Genomic DNA, 15,763 nt, shown 5'->3' on the forward strand with positions numbered 1-15,763 from the left:
TTTGGGGTTCATTATAGATTTTGGCTATTATGATTCCGACAGATGGTTATTTTGAACCAAAAAGTGGTGAAAAAGATATGTTTGAGGCCCTTCAAAAATTGCCAAATGATTACTATGTCTTTCATTCGTATAGATTAGTTCAATTAATACCAGATAAAGGCTTAAATGAAAATGAAATAGATTTTCTTATTTTCAACCCGAATTATGGGTGCCTTTTTATGGAATGTAAGAATGCTAGAGTTTCTAGAAATGAAAACGGACAATGGAAGTATGTTAAAAATGAGAATGGAACTGTAAAAGAAATAAATATGAAAGATCCGTTCGATCAGGCGTTTTCTGGACAACATAATTTATTCAATAAGTTAAGAAAAACATATCCTGAATACAAAGATAATATTAATAGTTGTAAATTCATGGTAGCAGTGTGGTTTCCAAAATATACTAAAGAAGAAATACAAAATACGGATTTTGGTCCAAATGTGGTAAAAGAAATAATAATGACTCGTGAGGCATTGTTGTATAAAGATGAAACAATCTCACAAGTAAAAGCTTTGATGGAACGTATGGATAAAGTTCATATTGTATGTAAATATGAAGAAGAACTTATCGAAGATGGTCCTGGTTATAAACATTCATTGTCCTATTCTGATGCTATGAATTTATATAGTAAAGTATTATGCCCAACATTTAAAGCTATTGTAAATGTAAAAAAAGATTATGAACAAACTTATATAGAATTACTAGATGAGCAGTTCGTAATTCTTGATTTCTTGAGGCACCAAAGGACAGCAGCAATAAGTGGCGCAAGTGGAACTGGTAAGACATTAGTCGCTGTTGAAAGAGCTAGAAGGTTATCTAATAGTGGTGAAAAAGTATTGTTTCTTTGCTATAACAAAAATCTTCGAGAGTGGTTACACAAATGTTATTCAAGTGATTTAAAGAATGTTTATTTTTATACTCTAGATGCATTTGGATGTAAGAAATGTAAAACGTCTTTAGATTCGTTAAGCTATTATGATTTAAAAGATATTCTTGAAACGGAAATAATAGAAGATAAATTCGAGTATCAACATATTATCGTTGACGAAGGTCAAGACTTCGGGCGTGAAAGAGCTGATGATTCAAAGATACTAGAATTATTTTATGAATATGGAGAAAACCCTATTGATGATAAGAAAAATACATCTTTCTTCATCTTCTATGATAAGAACCAATTGGTAAATTCTAAAAAGCTTCCTACATACATACAAAATGTTGATTCTAAATTGACTTTATATAAAAATTGTAGAAATACAAAAAATATAGCTGCTACAGCATATTCACTAATTGAATTAAAGCCTGTCTTATATGATAAGGCTTAGACTGGTGAACCATCAAATTTTTATATCTATAATACTGGTGATGAATTAAAAACAAAAATAGGTAATCTTGTCGACAAATTATCTAAAGAAACAGGTAATGACAGAGTAATTATTTCTCGCGCTGATTCATTGAAGGTATCAAATTTGAAAGATGTAATCATTAATGATTCTGGCACTAATACTGTTAAAATGAATGGCAAGAAAACAAAAGTTTTTACGTGTCCTACTTTTAAGGGATTAGAGGCTGATGATGTTATTATTACAGATATAAATAACGACATTTTCGATGAAAATAATAAATCATTTTATGTTGCAGCTTCGCGTGCAAAAAAGAGGTTATTCATTTTTATTAATAAAAATAATGTTAACTTTAAAGAAGTTATTGAGAGAAGATTTAGTGAAACATTCCCAAATCCTGATAAAACTAGACAGTTGATTGGAATTATGAAAGGAATAATAAAATAAATGAGATTGTTTAAAGATAGCATCATTATTGCATGCTTTATTGCAATTTTTTGTTTAGTTAGCTGTAACAAGAATAATAATTCACTAACTCAACCAGCTACTGATGAGCCCAGTACAACAATTACTACTCCATCAGATGATAATCAAACAACTAAGGAAGATGAAACTGAAAATATGAAATTAACATTAAAAATAGATGGCATAGAAGTAGATGTAATATGGGCTGATAATGATTCAGTAAAAGCTTTTAAGAATCTTGCTAAAGATGGATTAACTATAAATATGAGTAAGTATGGTGGATTTGAGCAGGTAGGTTCAATTGGTTCTACATTACCATCAGCTGATACTAGAATTACTACTAATCCAGGAGATATAGTTTTATACTCATCAAATCAAATAGTATTATTCTATGATTCTAATACTTGGTCTTATACGAAATTAGGCCACATCAATTTATCTAAAAGTGAATTAATAGATTTACTTGGTGATGAAGATGTTGTTATTACACTAAGTCTAGAATAAAGAACGAAAGAAGGTCTTAAAATGAAAAATCATTATGTTTCACAATTCATTATTAGGCGTTTTTCTAACGCAATAAATGTATTTGATGTGCATACTGGTAGAATAGATGAAAGTAAAAGACCTCACAAAGTTTTTTATAAAGATGACATTTATGATGAAGAGATTGAGAAGCTAGTAAATTTTAATATTGAAAGTCGAGTTTCAAACATTCTTAACAATAAGATATTGGTTGATGGAGATGTCGTTCTTACAAGAACAGAGTTAGAAACTTTGAAACGATATATGTTGATTTGTAGTGTAAGAACACAATCTGAAGATCAATTTTGTGGTATTTTAAAAAGCTTCGAACATAACGCTGAACATTATATTAATGTATATCGAGAATATTCTTTCTTGAAAAAGACAAAGGACTTAAATCTTTCCAATAACGAATTGTATTTAAGAACTTTAAAGGTTTTTGCTAAAACCAACAATATAAGAGATATTGCATTAAACCCTCTAGCTACAAGAGAAATGCTGGCTTGGGCTATGCCATTTTTAGAATCTTATATAGCATTTTGGGATACTCCAAAAGATAAAGAATATATCTTGACTGATTGCGGAATGTGCAGTGAATATGAAGGATTCCATATGATTACTGGCGGCATTGATATTTCTAAAATGTCTTATATTTTGAAGCAAATAAAGAGTGGTAAATATCAATATGGTGAATTGATGGCTAGCTGTAGCGTAATGTTTGAAAACTATAATTACGATTTAAAGAATTAATTTCGTTTTGCACTTTTAAAACAAATTCGTCATTAAGGCTTATTTTCTTTTAATCCCCTTTGATATAAATTGTCTAATAAATTTATGACAATTTTCAATAGAACCTTTTTCAAAGGAGCAATAGGGATGGCAGACGTAAATATCAATTTTCTTATCAATAGTATTTAATTTAACATTTTCAGATCCGTTGTCCATTGTTATACTCTTAATTTTTAATTTGTTTTCTTTAATAATGGTTTTTAGTCCATTTGCCATTGAATCGGAGTTTCTTTGAATGACTTTAATAAATAGTTTTCGACTTTTTCTTTCTAATAAGGTTAAGTAACAATATTTTGATCTTTTATTAAGAATTACAGTATCAATTTCATAATGACCAAATTCACTTCTATTATTAATATATTCTGGTCTTTCTTCAATACTTTTAGCAAAGGTAATTCTTGAGCGTTTTGCCATTCTTTTCTTTCTTTTTAAACCTGTAATCGTTTTCTTAATTGGAAAAATCTTAAAATCAATAAGTTTATGACTATTTATTAGATAATAAATAGCTTGTAAAGATGGTATTACAATTTCAATATTATTTTCTTTAGCATATTTTTTGAAGTCATTAATAAGATTTGCTACTGAACGTTTTTGCAAAAATTTATACTTATTTTGAATCAATTTTGATATCTTTATACAAAAAACTTTTTTAGAATTATTAATTATTTTACTGTTCATATTATAATTAATGTGTCCTTTCGTAATGGATTTTTGATGTTATATATATTATACAAAGGACAAAAAATATGGCGCCAGATTACTTACGTATACTGGAACGCCATATTTTTAATTTTTAAATTTTCTTAATATAATAGATTTATAGACGAAAAAGTGGTATAATTCGTTATATAATGTAAAAGGTGGGTAACGTTTATGAAAGAGAAAGTAAATTATCCTGAAATGATAGTTTTACTTAGAGCTAGAATGAATATATCCCAAGAAAAACTTGCATCTAAACTTGGTGTGTCTTTTCAGTCAGTTAATAGATGAGAAAATGGAAAATATGAGCCAACTAAACTTGCTAAAGTAAAACTTAAAGAATTATTTAAAGAATTTGATATTAAAGTAATAGAAGAATAGGAGATAATGTTAACTATGTCACAAATAATTAAGGAAGATATATTATGGAAAGCAGCGGAAAAACTAAGAGATAAAGTTGATCCTGCAGATTATAAAAATGTAGTATTAGGACTAGTTTTCTTAAAATATGTTAGTGATAAATATGTTGCTAAATATAATGAATTAAAGAAAGTTGGAGATGGCAGAGAAGATGATGAAGATTATTATATCTCTGACCATGTTTTTATCGTTCCCAAGAATGCATTATGGAGTCATGTAGCATCACATTCTAAACAAGATGGCTTAGGTCAAATTATCGATAATGCTTTTATTGAACTTGAAAAAAATAATAATCAATTAAAAGGTATTTTACCTAAGACTTATTCTAAGAGCGATTTAGATAAAACAGCGTTAGGTGAATTAGTTGATTTCTTTACTAATAATTTAAATATGGAAGGGGTTGATGGAGATTTCTTCGGCCAAGTTTATGAATATTATGTAGGAGAATTTGCTAAATATATTCCTACAAAAGGCGGAGAATTCTTTACACCTAAATCAGTAGTTGAATTAATGGTAGATATTCTAGAACCATATAGAGGTAGAGTATATGACCCATGTTGTGGTTCTGGTGGTATGTTCGTTCAATGTTCTAAATTCGTAAAAGAACATCAAGGACAAGTTGATAATATTTCTATATTCGGTCAAGAATCAAATCCTGGAACGTGGAAGATGGCTAAGATGAATTTAGCTATTCGTGGTCTTGAAGGAAATCTTGGTGAAAGGAATGGCAATTCATTTACTGATGACTTACATAAAACATTAAGAGCAGATTTTATAATTGCCAATCCACCATATAACCTAAAAGAATATTGGAAACCATCATTAGCCGGAGACCCGAGATGAGTATTTGGTAAACCAAATGAAAAAAATGGTAACTATGCATGGTTATCATTAATGTATGCTAAATTAGCACCACGTGGTAAAGCAGCTATTCTTATGCCCAATGGTGCAACTACATCAAATACAGCTGATGATTACAAAATAAGAAAAGCAATGATAGAACAAGGTAAAGTTGAAGCAATTTTAGCATTACCTAATAAATTATTTGCTAATGTTAGACTTTCTGTTCAATGTTGGGTTTTAAATAAGGAAAAGACTAACACTGATGTATTATTTATTAATGCTGATTCGATGGGTAAGCTTATATCAAAAAAGATACGAGTATTAGAAGAAGCTGATATTAATAAAATTGTAAAAGCCTATAAAGACTTTAAAAATAACAGTCTTAAAGATATACCTGCATTTTGCAAAAAAGCAGATTTAGAAGAAATTAAATCAAAAGATTATTCTTTAAATCCGGGAAGATATGTAGGAGCAGATGAATCAAATAAATTATCTCCTGAAGAAATTCAAGAGGAATTAAGAAAAGCATCTGCTGAATTATTTGAATTAATGAAGGAGGGTAAGGAACTAGAAGAAAAAATTAAAGAGATTTTAGAAGAAGAAATGAAATAGTATAGTGTTAACTATGTGTTGTTGTTCGGCAAGTGTTGGAAGATTTATTTCTACATTTTCAAGATTATCTTTTGATAATTCTTTGAATGTTGCCCCACTAGATATTTGCTGCAAATAGTTTATTTTAGTGGATAACCAATAAAACATATATAAATTATTTATATATTGTGAATTGCATATTATAGATTTAAAACCCTGATTCGTACACATTTCTTTGTTGGCAATAGCTAAATAGCCTATAGGTGCTCTTGATGATAACAAGATTGTTCCGATTGGTAACATTTTTGTAGAGCAACTTTTATACCCTTCTTCTGTAATAAAAGAATGACCGCTATTTATATAGCGATTATGAAAATCTGTTAAATCTTTTGGCGTAATCCAAGGAATACTTCCATCCCAATATAAAGGATTACTAGTTGAAGGTGTAGCACCATTTATAATTTCAGAAATCTCTTTTATTTTAAATGTTCTCATATAGTTATGAACTATCAAAAAATTAAAAATTTATCAAATCCAAATAAAGGTGTTTATGGCATTGGAGCATCATCATGTGATTATAATTCAAAATATCCACAATATCTAAGAATTACAGATATTGATGATAACGGATATGCACCTTACACATTGGAAACATGCATTAATCCAAATCTTTATAAAAATTGGAATAAATATGTTTTGAATAAAAATGATATAGTATTTGCAAGAACTGGCAATAGTACTGGCAGAAATTTTTTTTGTAAAAATATAAAGCCAAATACTGTGTTTGCCGGATTCTTAATAAAATTCTCTATTGATCCCACTTTGATTAATCCTCAATATTTGGGATACTACTGTCAAAGCAAATCTTATTGGAACCAAGTTTCGTCTTTATTCACTGGAAGCACTCGTAATAATATCAATGCAGAGCAATATGGGGATTTATTAATTCCGGTTGTTGATTATGCCCTACAACAACACATAGTTAACACTATAGGAAGTGTCGATGATTTACTTGAAAATTTGGTAAAACAAAACGAAAAAATCATTCAAATTGGTCTAATAAAAATCAATAAATTAAATAATATTCAAACTAAAAATCTTTCTGAAATAGTCGAATTCTCTAAAGGATGCGAAGTTGGTTCATCGAATTATAGCGATATTAAGAAAGATAATATGATTAATTATTTAAGAGTGGGCGATTTAAATGCCATCGGTACTACCCATGTTAAATTAGATAACGAACTAGTTATTTCTAAATTCGATGATATATTATGTGCATTTGATGGTGCGCCAGGAAGAAATAATATTGGACTAGTTGGTGCTTATTCATCTGGTATTTATAATCTTAAATGTAATGATATTAATAAAGGATTGGTTTATTTTGGAATAAATAGTGATTTGAATCAGAAAATTATAGCTGATCATTCACAAGGCACTACAATATTACATGCTTCTAAATCAATTCAACATTTACAATATGCTGACATTGGACTAGAAGATAAAATGTATTTGAACTCATTATTTAAATTATTATTACAAAATAAAAAGAAGATTGAATATTTGAAAAATATAAAATCCAATCTCCTTAATAAATATTTTTAATTACCAATCTATTATTTTATCAACAATAGCTTGTTGCTCTTCACTGGTTTTACGAAGATATATCCTTGTTGTTTCAATGGACTCATGGCCCATTAAATCAGCCAACAAGGCTATATCTTTTCTTTTTTCTAGAAAGTTTTTTGCGAATCTATGCCTAAAAGAATGGGGATAAATGACTTTTAGATTCATTTTTAATTTTTCACCAAGTGCCTTTAATTGGTGAGCAATCCCTCTTGTAGTTATTTGTTTACCATTTTTATTTAAAAATAGATAGCCTTCGATTCTTCCAATAGAATCATAATATTCTATTGCTTTTATACGAAGCCTTTTTGGTATGAATATCCTTCGTATTTTACCTGATTTAGTATATAAATCGATATATCCACGTTTTAGATGTTCGTATTTAAATTGAATTAATTCTGATACACGAGCTCCAGTTGCGCCCAAGAATCGTGCAACGAAATACCATTCAAGATTGCCATCTTTAATAAGTTTATTCTTGAAAAATTCATAATCAGCGTCACTTATTACATTTTCAAGATAACTTTTTTGTTGAACTTTGATATATTTTAGTTTCAACTTATCTTTACCGATAAATTCAAGATATTTATTTATACCTTGAATTCTTAAATTAACTGTTTTACCTTTATATTTGTCAACCAAGACAGCTTTAAAGGCTAATAAATTTTGTTTTGTGATTTCATCAAAATCTCTATTATACATTTCTACAGCTGTTTCATATGCATCAATTGTATTTTTAGATAAATTTTGATGAAGTAAGAAATTTTTAAAATCTTTCATATGATACCTCCTAATTATTTGAAGGTATATCACATACTAAAAGTATTTATCTAATAATTGAGATTTTATTTCTTTTAGTTTGTTTATTTTTCTTCTTAATAATGATAATTCATCGATATAATAATGATATTTTAATTCATAATCATTTAGTTCATTATCATCTAATAAAGGCACTAATATTTTAATGAAAGTATCATTATTAACACCAGCCATTGTTGTTCCAACTGAATTTAAATCACGCTGAAGATTAAAATCATTTGAAATTATAATAGCAGAAAGAAAAGTTAAAGGAAGTTTTTTAGATGCTTCTAATCCTAAGAATCCTGTTGATAATATATAATTGTCAATTAAATCAATGTCATTATTAGTAATTATTAGTTTTTTATTAGAGCCTTTCATTTTAGCAAATCATACACTATTTTTTACTGGTTGCATATTTGCTCTAGAAGGTCTCTTGTTATAACTAATAATTTCACCTTCAGAAATGTTGTTGATACCTTCTATGGTAGAAGTATCCACATACACCTTAGTTTTGTCAAATAAAGTTATTCCTGATTTAATTATGTTTGGATTGTGATATTCAAATGTCGTTTTATCAGGATATTTTTTTAATGAAATATCCAATATTTCGCATATTTTGTTGATTCTTGACTGATAATTTTCAAGTAAATCATCGACACTTCCTATAGTGTTAATTAGCTAGAAATATTTTGATAACAAATTTTGCTTTATTTGCTTTAATTTATTATTCATTTTCTTATATTTGAACATTAAATCATAAAGCGAAGCGAGTTTTTGATTTGTTGTTATAGTTTCATTGTTTAGAGGAATTGAAATTACTTCAAGCACTCCTTTAGTAATGAACTTTATAACTGAACCTTGAGAATTAATGATTAAATCATTTATTCCAAACTCACATGCCTTTTGAAATAAATAGAAGTATTTTGTTGGTGATAGAACATATGTCCTTTGATAAGCATTAAATTTACCTTCATAGTATTTACAAGATATCTCACCATTTCCTGCAACAATTATAGCTTTACAGTCAAATGCATAGTCATCAATAAGTAGTCCATCCTTGCCACATGTGAAAAATGGATATTTGCCATTAATACTTGAGGCTTCAACATTTAATTTACCTGTTTTTATTTCACAACAATTACCTAACATAACAATGGACGTGTTATCGGTGTTTATTAGATAATTTTGATAAATTAAATCTGAAAAAGTATGCAATTTATCTGTAATTTTATTGTTAAATTCAATTAAATCATCTATTGTTCCTATAGTGTTAATTAGCTAGAAATATTTTGATAGTAATAATTGTTTAATTTGCTTAGCTTTTTTGATTACCAATTTACAATTTAATAAAGAACTGTATAGACAATCATATTTTTTAAAGGATGTAATTTCATTATAGGAATTAAAAACTTTCAATTCTTTTAAATCATCTAATGATAAATTGAGTTGAGCGGTTCCTTTGCCTAACTGAATAATTTCTTTTTTATATTTATGTAGATACGCAAAAAGATAGCTAGAAGAATCCGATGTTATTTTAAGTACTCTCTGATTTAAATAACAATTATTTTCATCGACTATCCCTGAACGCCCTATGTTTCCAGTCATAGTTAAAACAATATCGCCGATTGATAATAGATATTTATTATCTGCTTTTTCTTCTGAAAGTTGTGAAACATTATTAGTGTTAAAACCGCTATCATCAATATTTTTAATAGTTATAAGTTTTTTATTTGAATTTGTAACATAATATTTGCTTTCAAATGTTCCACCATTAAAAGATTTAAAAACATAACCAAAGGTATTTGTTTTATCAGATTCACTTTTGTCAAGTAAGAATAATAAATATTTAAGTTTTTTGTTATACTCAATTTGTTTTTTTTCAATCAAATCATCTATTGTTCCTATAGTGTTAACTATGAAATTATAAACAATGACAAAACTAGTGACATAATTAGTGACAAAACTAGTGACATTTTAAATTATTTATGATATAATATTTTTTATTTAATTGATAGGATATGTCCATATGAATTTAGGAAAAGAAAACGAAACATTGGAATTTAAAAAAACAACAGGTGAACTTAGGGACGCAATGGATGATATTTGTGCCATTTTAAATAAGCATGGTAAAGGCGTTCTATATTTTGGAGTCAAACCAAATGGAGATGTATGTGGACAAATAGTAAGTGATAGTTCATTAGATGATGTAGCAACACATATTAAAACTGCAATTAAACCAATGATTTATCCTTCAATTAAAGAGGAGATGCTAGATGGCTTAAGTGTTATTAAAGTTGAGTTTGCTGGAACTGAAAGGCCATATTCATCTTATGGCAGATATTATAAGAGAGTTCATGATAGAGCTGAGGGCATGACACCTGATGAATTAAAACATATGATGCTTGATACAGATTATTCATCTATTTGGGAAAATAATATAACTACATTTGAGATTGAAGATGTAGATTCTAAAGCATTAAAGAGTTTTTATGCAAGAGCAGTCAATTGCGGAAGGTTAGAACCTCTCGAAGAATATGATGAAAAAGAGTTATTAAGAATGTTGGGATTGATGGTTGATGACAAGTTAACAAATGCTGGCTATTTCCTATTCTCATCAAAGGAACCAACTGTTTTAAAAATGGCTGTTTATGCTACAGACCAAAGAATAAATTTTTTAGATATTAATAGGGTTCATGATAATATTTATAATTTGATAGATATCGCAACAGTATATATTAATCAACATATGAACTGGAGAGTTGAATTTGATGGTAAAAGTACATCAAGAATCGAAATACCAGAAGTACCAGTTGATGCTGTAAGAGAAATTGTTGTCAATGCATTTGCTCATGCTAATTATCGTTCAATTACAGAACATGAAATTGATATAACTCCAACGATGATTGATATTTATAATCCTGGTGAGTTTCCAATTAATTATAAACCAGAAGATTTTGCTGAACGTAGAATTCAATCAATGCCTAGAAACAGGAAGATATTAGATGTTTTATATCGCTCTAAGAATGTTGAAGTTCAAGGAAGCGGAATAAGAAAAGTATTAGAACTATGTGCTGCCAATAATGTTAAATACGAATACTATAACAATGAATTTGGATTTAGATTTAGTTTCTATAGAAACAATGTCACTCTAAATGTCACCAAGGATGTCACTAGTGATGTCACTAAAGAAATTCCTAAAAGAGTCAATGAATTAGATAGTGAAGTTATACTCTTATTGAAAGAAAATCCGGTTTATACAAGAGAAGAAATAGCCCAAAAAGTTGGTAAGACGGCTAGAACAGTACAAAGATCATTAGATAGATTAAAAGAAGCTAAAAAAATTGTAAGAATTGGAAATAAAGTTTCAGGTTATTGGGAAGTTATAGATTAAGGTGGTGAAATTATGGTATATGAAAGTGTGATTGAAGAGACTATAATATCCTTACTTCAAAATAAAGGATATGAATTGATAGATGAAAATGATAATTGGATATTAAATCGTACATTAGATGAATTCATTAATGAAGATTTATTAAAAGAATGCCTTATTAAGATTAATAAGATATCTGATATGAATATCATTGAAGATGCTATTAATGCTATAAAAAGATTAGAAAATCCATCTTTATTTGAACGCAATTTTGATTTTCATAAGATTTTAATTGATGGAATTACAATAGAATCTAAAGATTATCAAGTCAATCCATTAATTAAATTTATTGATTTTAATAATCCTGAAAATAATGTATTTCAAGTTTGCCATCAAGTTAAATTTAAAGAAGGTAAAAATACAAGAATACCTGATGTAATTGTGTATATCAATGGATTACCTTTAATTGTAATGGAATTAAAATCATTTGATGAAGATGCTACTAATGCGACATTAGAACATGCATATTCACAACTCGGATCTAATTCGGAACATGATGGATATAGATATGATATTCCGACATTATTCAATTATAATGCTTTTTTAGTTATATCTGATGGTGTTTATACTAAAGTTGGTACATTAACATCTAAGATTGATAGATATAACGAATGGAAAAGTGTTGAAGGTGAAAAAGGATACGATGATTCTTGTGTAACCAAATTGAATATTTTATTTGATGGTTTATTTGAGAAAAAACGGCTAATTGATTTCATTAAAAACAACATTTTCTTCATTATTGATAAAAATGAGAAACCAGTTAAGATAATGGCTCAATATCATCAATATTTTGGTGTTAATAAAGCGCTAGATTCTATTATCAAAACTGTTAAACCAAATGGTAATGGTAAAGCTGGTATTATATGGCATACACAAGGTAGTGGTAAATCATTTTCAATGGTTATGTTAGCTCATAGATTATTGTTAGAAAAATCATTAAATGTTCCTACAATTGTAATGCTAACAGATAGAATTGACTTAGACGATCAATTATATAAAACATTTTATAGTGCAAGAAATTATTTAAAGTGTGAAGCTGCAATTGCTACATCAAGAGAAGATTTAGTTAAGAAATTATCTACTATAAAACAAGGTGGTATTATTCTTACAACCGTTGGTAAATTTGATAAAGAAAATCTACCAAAGAATGAAAGAAATAACATTATTGTCATGACTGATGAAGCTCATAGAGGGCATTATGGCATTTATGAAACAGTTCATTATGAAAAGAATGCTGAAACCGAAGAAATGGAAGCAGTATTTAAATATGGTGTTGAAAAATATATAAGAGATGCTCTTCCTAATGCAACATTTATTGGTTTTACTGGAACACCAGTATCTACAAAAGATAAACAAACAACTGATATTTTTGGTGATATTATCGATGTTTACGATATGACTCAATCAGTTATTGATGGTTCAACAGTTAAATTATATTATGAATCACGCTTAGCCAAAGTATGGACTAATGATGAGATATTAAAACAAATTGATGAATATTATACTGATATTGAAAAAAACGAAAAAGCTGATAAGAATTCTATAGAACGTTCTAAGGCTGAAATGTCTAAAATTAAAGTCATATTAGAAGGTGATGATATGATTGAACTTTTTGCAAAGGATATCTTAGCTCATTATGAGGAAAGAAAAGGATTCTTAAATGGCAAAGCAATGATTGTATGTCAAACAAGAATTGCAGCTGCTAAATTATATAAAAAGATAACTGAAGAATTAAGACCCGATTTAAAAGAACAAGTAATTTTAGTTGTTACTGAATCTAATAAAGATACTGAAGAACAAAGAAAATTATTTGGTAATAGCGATTATAGAAAAGAATTAGGTGAAGAATTCAAGAAAGATACATCAAAATACAAAATTGCAATTGTAGTTGATATGTGACTTACTGGTTTTGACGTACCAGATTTAGATTGTATGTATTTTATTAAGAGATTAAAATCATATAATCTTATGCAAGCTATTGCTCGTGTAAATCGTGTATATCCAGGTAAATATTATGGTTTAATTGTTGATTATATCGGCTTAAATGAAGCATTGGAAAATGCGTTAACTGAATATACTGATAGAGATAGAGAAACTAATGTTCAAGATATCAAGAAAGAAATTTACACTATTTTAAAAGAAAAATTAAGTATCTTGAACGAATGGTTCTATAAGATTGAAAAATCTAAATTCTATAGTAAAGATTCATTAACAAGATTTACGGCAATTCAAGAAGGTGCTCAATTCATTTTATCTGATAAAAAGAAGAGAGAAGAGCCATTTATTAATGACTTATCATTGGCTATAAAACAAGCATTTGTTGTATGTGGTGGTATTGTTACACCCGATGAAAAAAATGATGTAATGTATTATTTAGCTATTAGAAGTTACATATTAAAGCTTCGTAATAAACCTGGAGTTATTTCTACAAAAGAAATGAATGAATATGTATCAGAATTATTAGCTGATGCAATTAAAGGTGATGAAGTTAAAGTATTAACAAAAGATAAAGATTCTTCAATTAATGTCATAGATTTATTAAGTAAAGAAAAAATTGAAGAATTAAGAAAGAAAAATCCACCTCATGTATTTGTTGAAATAGTTAAGAAATTACTTGAAAGAGCGATTGCAGAATCAAGAAAGAACAATTATTTTAAATCACAAGAATATTCTAAGAGATTAAGAAAGATTCTTGAAAAATATAACGACAGAGATGCTAATTTTGAACCTGAAACTACAATTGTTGATTTAGTAAGTTTTGCTAGTGAAATGGTATCCGATGAAAAAGAAGCTAATAAATTAGGTATATTTGGTAGAGAAAGAGCATTCTATGATGCACTAGTTAGAGATAAATCGGCTCAAGATTTATTATGTGATGAAACATTGAAATTAATTGCTAGAGAATTAAAAGAAGTTGTTGAGGAATATGCTCAAACCGACTGGTCTAATAAAGAATCTACTAGAGCTAAAATGAGAACTAAGATTAAAGAATGTTTAAAGAAATATAAATATCCACCTGAATATACTAAATCAGCTGTAGATGATGTTATTAAACAAGCTGAATATATAATGAATGAATTTTAGAAGATGAGTGATAAATAAAAATAATTTTTTTTGTGGCAGAATAATGACATGGAACTCATTAAAATAGTTGATAGATTAGAACAAAAATTATTGAAATATAAGCCTCTGGTTGATATTTATTACGTTGATAGACATGCGTTCTCATTTGATGGAGTTGTTGAATTAAATGAATTAGTATTAGATAATTGGAACAAGATTTGTAATAATTTTGTCAATATCTTAAGTGTTCTTGGAGAATATATAGATAATTAAGATTATCTAGCTAATAGTGAAAGTGATATTAATGCTGATATTTTTGATTTGAAATAAATATCAAACTTTATCTATGAAGACTAATATGATAAAAAAGATAGAGAAAAAAATAGCAAAAATTACACTACTATTGAATTTGTATTCGTGTTGTGTTATTCCTCAAAGCAAGCCTGAATATCTATATTAAATGATGGCACATTAGTTTTCAAGGATACCGATAATAATTACTATAGAGGTGAGAATAATTACAACTATTCACTTTTACCATCTATTTATAGAAATGAAGATTTTGAAGCAAAAGGAAATAAATATAATTTTAAAGTTGGAAAAGATTACTGTATAAAGATCGAAAGTATATAAAGAGAAAAAGGAAATATTAATGCAAAATTGTGTTAATGTTTCTTTTTTTATCATTTATAATTTAATTTATGCCAAAATTAATTTCAAAAAATAAATTTGCTAAATCAGATTATGAAATACACAGCACATATGAAGCTGGTATTTCATTACTAGGATGAGAAGTTAAAAGTTTAAGAGCACAAAATGTAAAACTTGATAATGCTTTTTGTTCTATTAGCAATAAAAATGAAATTTGGGTTAATAATATGCATATATCACAATACATGTTAGTAAAGGGCGAACTAGATCGTTCTCGTAAATTGTTGATGCATAGCAAAGAAATTTTAAGAATGAAAAACACAGCCGATAGACTTAGTTTAATCATAATCCCAATTTCAATTTATTGAGTAAATAACCATATTAAATTAGAAATTGCTTTGGCAAAAAGATTAAAAAAATACGATAAGCGTGAGAAAATTAAACAAGAAGAGTTAAAAAGAAATCTTAAGAATATTTATTAATTCAC

18 protein-coding genes are annotated in these 15,763 nt (G+C 27.7%); 12 read left to right on the plus strand and 6 right to left on the minus strand.

Going from position 1 to position 15,763, the window contains the following annotated elements; genetic code table 4:
* Positions 1-29: 29 nt before the first annotated feature.
* The 4 genes from EXC38_RS01075 to EXC38_RS01090 all read left to right on the plus strand — a co-directional run bounded on the left by EXC38_RS01075 (position 30) and on the right by EXC38_RS01090 (position 3,116).
* Positions 30-1,361 carry a nuclease-related domain-containing DEAD/DEAH box helicase gene (locus EXC38_RS01075; RefSeq protein ID WP_129694520.1) on the plus strand — a complete coding sequence of 444 codons (1,332 nt, stop codon included), beginning with the start codon at positions 30-32 and terminating at the stop codon, positions 1,359-1,361.
* A gap of 111 nt (positions 1,362-1,472) precedes the next feature.
* On the plus strand, positions 1,473-1,826 hold the full coding sequence (locus tag EXC38_RS01080) for an ATP-binding domain-containing protein (protein WP_330445409.1): 354 nt from the start codon (positions 1,473-1,475) through the stop codon (positions 1,824-1,826).
* A complete protein-coding gene (locus EXC38_RS01085; protein ID WP_197723424.1) occupies positions 1,827-2,348 on the plus strand; it encodes a cyclophilin-like fold protein in 522 nt (173 codons plus the stop codon).
* Between the two features lie 21 nt (positions 2,349-2,369).
* Positions 2,370-3,116, plus strand: coding sequence for a DUF4238 domain-containing protein (locus EXC38_RS01090; protein ID WP_129694522.1), 747 nt, complete (start codon positions 2,370-2,372; stop codon positions 3,114-3,116).
* A 39-nt stretch (positions 3,117-3,155) separates the two neighbouring features.
* On the opposite strand, the gene EXC38_RS01095 is transcribed toward EXC38_RS01090, so the two are convergent.
* Positions 3,156-3,833 carry an IS30 family transposase gene (locus tag EXC38_RS01095; RefSeq protein WP_129694523.1) on the minus strand — a complete coding sequence of 226 codons (678 nt, stop codon included), beginning with the start codon at positions 3,831-3,833 and terminating at the stop codon, positions 3,156-3,158.
* A gap of 195 nt (positions 3,834-4,028) precedes the next feature.
* Here EXC38_RS01095 and EXC38_RS01100 point away from each other — a divergent pair, with 195 nt between their 5' ends.
* Entirely contained in the window at positions 4,029-4,235 is a 207-nt protein-coding gene (locus tag EXC38_RS01100; protein ID WP_129694524.1) for a helix-turn-helix domain-containing protein, read from the plus strand.
* A 15-nt stretch (positions 4,236-4,250) separates the two neighbouring features.
* Positions 4,251-5,729 (plus strand): type I restriction-modification system subunit M, encoded by a 1,479-nt coding sequence (locus tag EXC38_RS01105; RefSeq protein WP_165056847.1) that lies wholly within the window; start codon positions 4,251-4,253, stop codon positions 5,727-5,729.
* Here the strand turns inward: EXC38_RS01105 and EXC38_RS01110 are convergent.
* Positions 5,709-6,203, minus strand: a complete 495-nt coding sequence (locus EXC38_RS01110) for a restriction endonuclease subunit S (protein WP_129694526.1) — start codon at positions 6,201-6,203, stop codon at positions 5,709-5,711. The two genes, EXC38_RS01105 and EXC38_RS01110, sit on opposite strands and share 21 nt — an antisense overlap.
* A gap of 6 nt (positions 6,204-6,209) precedes the next feature.
* Here EXC38_RS01110 and EXC38_RS01115 point away from each other — a divergent pair, with 6 nt between their 5' ends.
* A complete protein-coding gene (locus tag EXC38_RS01115) occupies positions 6,210-7,310 on the plus strand; it encodes a restriction endonuclease subunit S (RefSeq protein ID WP_129694527.1) in 1,101 nt (366 codons plus the stop codon).
* On the opposite strand, the gene EXC38_RS01120 is transcribed toward EXC38_RS01115, so the two are convergent.
* The 4 genes from EXC38_RS01120 to EXC38_RS01135 all read right to left on the minus strand — a co-directional run bounded on the left by EXC38_RS01120 (position 7,311) and on the right by EXC38_RS01135 (position 10,019).
* Complete coding sequence (locus EXC38_RS01120; RefSeq protein ID WP_129694528.1) at positions 7,311-8,111, minus strand: tyrosine-type recombinase/integrase; 801 nt, start codon at positions 8,109-8,111, stop codon at positions 7,311-7,313.
* Positions 8,112-8,147: 36 nt separating this feature from the next.
* Positions 8,148-8,735, minus strand: coding sequence for a restriction endonuclease subunit S (locus EXC38_RS01125; RefSeq protein ID WP_129694529.1), 588 nt, complete (start codon positions 8,733-8,735; stop codon positions 8,148-8,150).
* Positions 8,736-8,810: 75 nt separating this feature from the next.
* On the minus strand, positions 8,811-9,281 hold the full coding sequence (locus EXC38_RS01130; protein WP_129694530.1) for a restriction endonuclease subunit S domain-containing protein: 471 nt from the start codon (positions 9,279-9,281) through the stop codon (positions 8,811-8,813).
* A 129-nt stretch (positions 9,282-9,410) separates the two neighbouring features.
* Positions 9,411-10,019 carry a restriction endonuclease subunit S gene (locus EXC38_RS01135; protein ID WP_165056848.1) on the minus strand — a complete coding sequence of 203 codons (609 nt, stop codon included), beginning with the start codon at positions 10,017-10,019 and terminating at the stop codon, positions 9,411-9,413.
* A gap of 139 nt (positions 10,020-10,158) precedes the next feature.
* On the opposite strand from EXC38_RS01135, the gene EXC38_RS01140 reads away from it, so the two are divergent.
* From EXC38_RS01140 to smpB, 5 genes are all read left to right on the plus strand, one after another.
* Entirely contained in the window at positions 10,159-11,523 is a 1,365-nt protein-coding gene (locus EXC38_RS01140; protein WP_129694532.1) for an RNA-binding domain-containing protein, read from the plus strand.
* 12 nt (positions 11,524-11,535) lie between these two features.
* On the plus strand, positions 11,536-14,646 hold the full coding sequence (locus EXC38_RS01145) for a type I restriction endonuclease subunit R (protein ID WP_129694533.1): 3,111 nt from the start codon (positions 11,536-11,538) through the stop codon (positions 14,644-14,646).
* Positions 14,647-14,694: 48 nt separating this feature from the next.
* Complete coding sequence (locus EXC38_RS01150; protein ID WP_129694534.1) at positions 14,695-14,898, plus strand: hypothetical protein; 204 nt, start codon at positions 14,695-14,697, stop codon at positions 14,896-14,898.
* Positions 14,899-15,042: 144 nt separating this feature from the next.
* Positions 15,043-15,258 carry a hypothetical protein gene (locus EXC38_RS01155; RefSeq protein ID WP_129694535.1) on the plus strand — a complete coding sequence of 72 codons (216 nt, stop codon included), beginning with the start codon at positions 15,043-15,045 and terminating at the stop codon, positions 15,256-15,258.
* Positions 15,259-15,326: 68 nt separating this feature from the next.
* Positions 15,327-15,758 carry an SsrA-binding protein SmpB gene (smpB, locus tag EXC38_RS01160; RefSeq protein ID WP_129694536.1) on the plus strand — a complete coding sequence of 144 codons (432 nt, stop codon included), beginning with the start codon at positions 15,327-15,329 and terminating at the stop codon, positions 15,756-15,758.
* Positions 15,759-15,763: the final 5 nt, after the last annotated feature.

This window comes from Mycoplasmopsis arginini, from assembly GCF_900660725.1.
GTDB classification, from domain to species: domain Bacteria; phylum Bacillota_I; class Bacilli_A; order Mycoplasmatales; family Metamycoplasmataceae; genus Metamycoplasma; species Metamycoplasma arginini.